Origin of the sequence: Ruminococcus sp., from assembly GCF_017650195.1 — a bacterium.
Lineage (GTDB): Bacteria > Bacillota > Clostridia > Oscillospirales > Ruminococcaceae > Ruminococcus.
Map to the genome: position 1 here is coordinate 1 of NZ_JAGCFH010000228.1, position 5,574 is coordinate 5,574.

The window sequence follows — 5,574 nt, forward strand, 5'->3', positions numbered from 1 at the left end:
TGGCTGATCCAAATTCGAACGAAATGACGACAGCTAATCACATAGAGCTTCGTGGAAACACGAACCTTAGAAGTTATATGAAATCGGCTTGTGAAACTCCTGATAAGAAATTCAATATCTCTGCAAAATTTGAGCTTTCGTATACAGAAGAGGATAAGCTTGCTGCTCAGTTCCCGACGCGAGACTCATCTAATGTAAGTCAAAGTAGCATAGGAACACTTATCGGCGGTTCGTCGAATATAGCTTCTACTCCGGAGGCGGCGGTGTACAGCAAGAATGTTGCGGTAAAGGCTGGCTCGATGTGGATGACTGAATACTCATATTTCTGCACTATCAAAACCAATGCAATACTCACGCTGAATTCAGATGACGCTGACAATGTTTACGGTGAATTCTACCAGTTAGGTATCAACGCCAATGATATCGATCCGACAGGTCTGACAGAGGATGGATATGTTCCGCTAAAACTGAAAGCTATCTATGATGTGTCTGATTTATCAGCAGCTGATAACGTTCAGAGTATGAAGCTGACATTTACAGTCAGCAGGAAGCAAAACTACGGAACTGCGCTGGACATTGCTAAGTACATTGATGATTTGACAATCTACGGAGCAGACCAGGAAGACAGTGAAGATGATGAGGAGCCGGAACAGTCTGCTTCGGCACTGACTCCAAACATATCGGATCCTGTAAAGATAGTATATACTGTGTCTGATCCAAGTAATTATTTCGATTATGATCCGTCTACAAAGACATATCAGATACCAGTCAGCTTAAGTGTTATAACAGGTGATCAATTCGGTAAAACTGATGAAAATGATTACGAATATTTTTACTCCAACTACATGATAAAGCTTGAAATCGAGATGTTTACTGATAGAGCAGCAACGGAGAATATGCAAGGCTCCAGGGCTGACGATCATGTTATCTACACACACGCAAAACTGCTGACGAGCATTATCGAATAATCTTAATAATACTTCAAAAGCGGCTCAGAAGGCGAGTGATTTACCTTCTGAGCCGCTGCTCTGTTCGCTGGATACAAGAAAAAATGTAACCAGTTTTTTAGATATAAGATGTTTCAAAATCTATTGGTTGAGAAAAAAACTATAAATATACTGCGTGTAATACTTGGTTGACTATAAGGTACAAACAAAAGGCATCTCATTATGCACAATGCTGAAAGTTTTAGACTATATATGAATTCTTAGGGAATATATTGACAAATAAGCACCGGTAAGGTATAATATAATTGTAAACAAAAGGTATAAGTTGATCCCCCCAGATCACCTTATCAAGTTTTAATCCCGTTTTTTCATAGTTTCCCCCCGAATCAGGTTTTTGTAATGCCTTGAGACAATGATTAGTGAACTCCGAACTAAAAATGTATGTGAGTATCATAATAAAGGATCAATTATAGGCACATAAAACCTAAGGTTTTATGCACCGTCAGTTTGCCGCTGACGGTGCAGAGAAAACCCATTATTAATTTGACAGCTTGCTCATATTCTATACCTCAACCCGTCGGGCGATAGTCCGGCGGGTTATTTTTTGTGGCCTTTGAGTAAAGGCATGGAGCGAAGAGCTGAAAATCATTGAAATGCTATGTACTTTTGGTAAAATCTGCATACTGAAAGTAGTTTGTTATATGATGTTTACTTTTTGTAAAAAAATACTGGTTTTTTGTTAGAATTAATAGTTATTTCATTGACATTGCACTGTGGATATGGTATAATAAAACAAATAAAAGAATAATTTATAAGAATAGGGGGGAGGATATGGCGGATAAGAATTCTAAGGCAATGGTAGACGGTCTACGTGCCGTAGAGCTCAATTATCGAACGATAAGAGAGATTTCAAGCGGCCAAACTGCTTTCATTCAGTCGAAAACTATGCTTAATTCGCCTAATTTAGGCGTCCTTTCACCCGACAAATACCGCGATGTAGCGGAGATGACAAATCAGGCTGACCAGCTTTTCAAGCTGGAGCTCATACAGGCGCTTGAAGCAAATACGACGTTTTATGAACGCGAAATAGGATTTAGCTGGATATCTGTTTATCTTCCGGTGCGTTTACTGCGTGAAAAGAGAACGACAAAGTTTATTTCCGATTATGCTGCACGCTATCAGGTGCCGACGAGCCGTATCTGCTTTGAGCTTTCCTCGAAGCTGCTTATGGAGACTGATGAGCAGGTTCCGACCTCCATACAGTCGATGCGCAATCTCGGCTTCCATTTTATGCTGACGGACTTCGGCGGAAGTTCCTGCCCTCTGATGAGGCTTTCCGATTATCCTGTGGATTTTGTAATGTTAAGTCCCGAGGTGGCAAATTATATCGGCAGAGGAGAACGTTCTGACAACGCTGTGAAGTCAATCATTTCCTTTGTGAACGATATCGGTTCGGAGCCGATAGCTGACGGCGTTTGCAGCAGTCATCAAGCAGAAATGCTTTATACTTTTGAATGCACATACTGTGCAGGAAACCTTTCCGGTAAGTATATGACGGAAAGATTCGTAAGAAAGAGAACAGAAAACTAAATATGCGGATAGACAGTTTCGTGCTGATCCGCAAAACCAATATTTAAAGATTGGAGAGTTCGCTGTGGATGATAAAATGATAGATGTCCTTGAACTCAGAAGAGATGCTAAAGAGGTCAAACGTCATGTCGTCCTTATGAGAATACTGGGCCTTCTTGTGATAATCCTTGTTCTTATCGTTGCGGTTGCTTATGCAATATCCTACTTCTACGATAAGTTCGGAAGTTTTACGGTTAGGGTCAATAAGTATGATATGACACGTCAGGGACTTACCCTGTCGGAAACTCCAGAATATGATAAGTCTATAGCAGTGCTCAATGCCAATATCGTTTATGATATGACGAATATAAGCGGTAAGGATCTTCCGGAAAATATAGATAAGATTAACGGTAGTCATAACGGTGATAATTATATAGCCTATACCTTTTATCTCATAAATTCAGGTGACGATACCGTTTCCTATACCGGAGAGATGACGATTGAAAACGTCACGAAAAACGTCGATGAAGCCGTAAGGATAGCAGTATACAAAAATGGAGTCAAGTCCGTTTACGGAAAGACTAAATCCAATGGCGGAGGCATTGAGAGCGACTGTGACAGCGAGTTCCTGACATCGAATATAGTCATGAGGACCTCAACTGAGGATTTTAAGGCAAACGGCAAGGATAAATATACCGTTGTTGTATGGCTGGAGGGAAATGATCCAGACTGTATTGATGATATAATCGGCGGTACGCTGAAGCTCGGAATGAACTTCAAGATAACTGAGTCTACCTAATTTCAAATAAAAGGAGTATAATCAATATGAAAAAAATACTTAGAGTCGGAGCAAATGTTGTCGCATGGATCGTGCTTATTTTTGCACTTCTTATAACGATAATAGTTTTTTCATCCGGCAAGAACAACGGTGTTGCAAATCTTTTTGGATACATTCCGATGACGGTAGAATCAGATTCAATGAAGCCTACCTTCAGCAAGAATGACCTGATAATATGCAAGGAGATAGATGACCTCAACAGCCTTAAGGAGGGTGATGTTATTACCTTCTGGACTATCATTGAGGGCCAAAGAGTAAAGAACACCCATAGGATTGTCGGCGTTAACGACGATGGAGGTTCAAGGAGCTTTATAACACGAGGCGACAATAACCCCGTTGACGATACATCTCCAGCTTATGCAAGCGATATCATCGGTAAATGGACAAATACCAAGATAGCGGGCTTAGGAAAGTTTATGGCTTTCCTGCGTACAAAGAAAGGCTTCTTTATCTGTATACTTATTCCGATGGCATTATTCTTCCTGTTTGAGCTTTACAAGTTCATTGTTGCGCTTATCGAAGTAAAGCGTCCCGAGCCTGCCGAGCAGCTCGATGAGGAAGAGATCAAGCGCCGTGCGATAGAAGAATATCTTGCAAGTAAGGGCGAGACAGCAGACAAGCTTGCTGTAAAGGCAGAGGCGGCAAAGGAAACTGTTTCCGATGCTGCTGAGAAGCTTGAGGAAAAGGCAGAAGCCATAAAGGATTCAGTAAAGGAAAAAGCTTCCGATGCTGCCGAGAAGCTTGAAGAAAAGGCGGAAGCAATAAAGGACGCGGCTAAGGAAAAGGCTTCCGATGCTGCTGAGAAGCTCGGCGAAAAAGCAGAGGCTTTAAAAGAAGAAACGGCAAAAGAACTTTCAGAGATAGCAGAAAAAACTAATGACAACGCCGGATAATCCGGCAAAGATCTGCGGATTCCCGCAGATTTGCGGAGATTATTATGAATGAATTTCTAAAATGGTTTTTTGCATTTATTTCTGAGATGTTGAAAGGGTATGCTGAGATAATCCGAGGCTTCGGTCACGGTATCAGGCAGATATTCAACATCAAAAATTACATAGATATCTTCAAGGAACACTCTCAGAACTACGGTGCTGTGGGTTGGGTGCTCTCGATACTTGCGATAATAATTGTTATAGCGATATATGTCCTTCTGGCATTGCTAATATTCTTCGGTATACGCAAGTATATCCGATTCAGACATTCACTGGTCAGCAACGAGGATCTTCTCGAGGAGATTGCGGAGCTTCAGAGAAAAGTAATGAAGATGGCAAAGGAAAAGGACGAGATCATGGCTATGAAGGTAGCTCAGATGGGACTACCGGCAGGCTCCGGTGCACTGTCTTTTGCGGATGGCGGCGCTGCTGCTGCAGAAACAGAGGGCAGCGGCGAGGAAGCTCAGCCTGCTGTTGTAGAGAGCGGTGTGGTTCAGACTACAGAGCACCGTTTCTCAAAACTCATCGAGGTGGATACCTTCTACAAGACATATACTCCGCCTGAGTATGACAATGATATCGACCTTGTAGGTATATGTGAAAAATTCAGAAATTTTGCGTGTTCAAGAATGCATCTGTACTATGAGCCTAAGGTAATACGTTTGTTTATAGCTGGTATGGCTTCGACAAAGCTCATTATCCTTCAGGGTATATCTGGTACAGGTAAGACATCTCTCCCGTACTCCTTCGGAAAGTTCCTTCAGGTGGATACGACTATTGCCTCTGTACAGCCTTCGTGGCGTGACAGAACGGAGCTCTTCGGATACTTCAACGAATTCACCAAGAACTTCAATGAGACAGAGGTGCTCAAACGAATATATTCATCAGGCTACAACAACGATGTAAACCTTATTCTTCTTGATGAGATGAACATTGCTCGTGTCGAGTATTACTTCGCAGAAATGCTCTCCATACTTGAAATGCCAAACGCTGACGAGTGGGAACTTGATATAGTTCCCAATGTTTGGAGTACTGACCCTGAGAATCTCGACAAGGGCAAGATTCGCATTCCACAGAATATATGGTATATCGGAACCGCGAATAATGATGACTCGACATTCGCTATTTCCGATAAGGTTTATGACCGTGCTCAGCCTATAAACCTTGATGCCAAAGGCGTTGCATTCGAAGCGCCTGATACTCCGCCTATGAACCTCGGCTTTGATCATCTTGATCAGCTGTTCAGAGAGGCGTTCGACAAATATCCAATATCACAGGAAAATCTGAA

Annotated in this window: 5 protein-coding genes; all 5 read left to right on the forward strand. The window is 41.9% G+C overall.

What is annotated here, in order from left to right:
• The coding region (locus tag J6U00_RS10565; protein WP_296581660.1) for a hypothetical protein at positions 1-968 on the forward strand (968 nt) is incomplete at its 5' end.
• Positions 969-1,778: 810 nt separating this feature from the next.
• Complete coding sequence (locus tag J6U00_RS10570; RefSeq protein ID WP_296581661.1) at positions 1,779-2,537, forward strand: EAL domain-containing protein; 759 nt, start codon at positions 1,779-1,781, stop codon at positions 2,535-2,537.
• 64 nt (positions 2,538-2,601) lie between these two features.
• Positions 2,602-3,315 carry a hypothetical protein gene (locus J6U00_RS10575; RefSeq protein ID WP_296581664.1) on the forward strand — a complete coding sequence of 238 codons (714 nt, stop codon included), beginning with the start codon at positions 2,602-2,604 and terminating at the stop codon, positions 3,313-3,315.
• A gap of 26 nt (positions 3,316-3,341) precedes the next feature.
• The gene (locus J6U00_RS10580) at positions 3,342-4,247 is read left to right on the forward strand and encodes a signal peptidase I (protein ID WP_296581665.1); all 906 of its coding nucleotides are present in this window, start codon (positions 3,342-3,344) and stop codon (positions 4,245-4,247) included.
• Positions 4,248-4,291: 44 nt separating this feature from the next.
• The coding region (locus tag J6U00_RS10585) for a hypothetical protein (protein WP_296581667.1) at positions 4,292-5,574 on the forward strand (1,283 nt) is incomplete at its 3' end.